Raw genomic sequence first — 1,047 nt, forward strand, 5'->3', positions numbered from 1 at the left:
GGCGGGTTTCTGCGCGCCTGCTTCGGTCAGCAGCGCGGTCCAGGCCGCGTGCGTACCGCCGTCGCGCCGCACCCAGCCTGCCAGCGTGGCCGCCGCGACGGCCGGGGGCCAGTACCGGACGGCGGCGACCGTCGTGGCCGCGTCCCAGGCGGTGACGGTCTCCTCGTCCGGCGCGGTCACATGACCCGCGCGCAGCACGTGCCGCACGACCGTGCCGCCGAGCGGGGTGAGCCCGAAGGTGTCACCGCGGCGGAACACGCAGCCCGTGGTCGCCAGCCGGTCGACGAGGCCGGCCAGGGCACGCGCCGGGCCGTCGAGTTCGGCACGGTGTGCCTCCGTCAGGCCGGGCACGCCGAGCAGCTCGGACAGCTCCTGAGGTGACGGGGTCTCGTACGCCGCCGCCGCGAGTGGGGCGGGCACGGGAGCCGGTTCCTCCTCCAGTTCGGGGGCGACGTCGACGTGGTCGGCGTCGGACACCTTCCGCGCGATGGAGTCGGGGGTGGCGCCCCGTTCGTACAGCGCGTAGAGGATGTGCGCGGTGTCGACGGACCAGGCCTCCGCCGGGCCGGTGAGCGCGGGCAGCCGTTCGACGAGGGCCGCGAGGATGTCGGCGGCCAGCTCGACGAGTTCCCGCGGGGTGCCGCTGTCCCACACGGCGGCGGCGTCGCCGGGAAAACCGCACCGCTCGGCGAGCTCGCGCACGTCGTCGACGGAGAGGCCGCAGCGCGCGGCGAGCGAGCCCAGGTTGTCGCCGGGGGCGTCGGAAGCACCGGCTTCTCTGCCCGTCCCGACGGCGGCCAGTGCGGTCGGCAGGGGCGCGGCCCGCAGGAGCGTTCGGACGGCGTCCGGGGCCGCGGTCCTGGCCGGGGGCGGCAGCGGGATCGCCGAGTCGCCGTAGTAGTCGAGGTGCTCGTCCAGCAGACGGTCCACCGGGATGTGCTTCATCCCGCGCATCAGCGGACCGGAGACCTTGTGCCGGAAGACCGACTCCTTCGCCATGAAGCGCACCAGCCGCTTCTGCGGAAGCGCCGCCAGGCCGTTGAAGAC

General features: G+C 75.1%; 1 pseudogene. It reads right to left on the reverse strand.

The window, feature by feature from the left end:
* Positions 1–921 precede the first annotated feature (921 nt).
* Positions 922–1,047: pseudogene (locus N4P33_RS35440) on the reverse strand (1-acyl-sn-glycerol-3-phosphate acyltransferase); the annotation flags it as partial.

The organism is Streptomyces sp. 15-116A (assembly GCF_025290915.1).
Classification (GTDB): domain Bacteria; phylum Actinomycetota; class Actinomycetes; order Streptomycetales; family Streptomycetaceae; genus Streptomyces.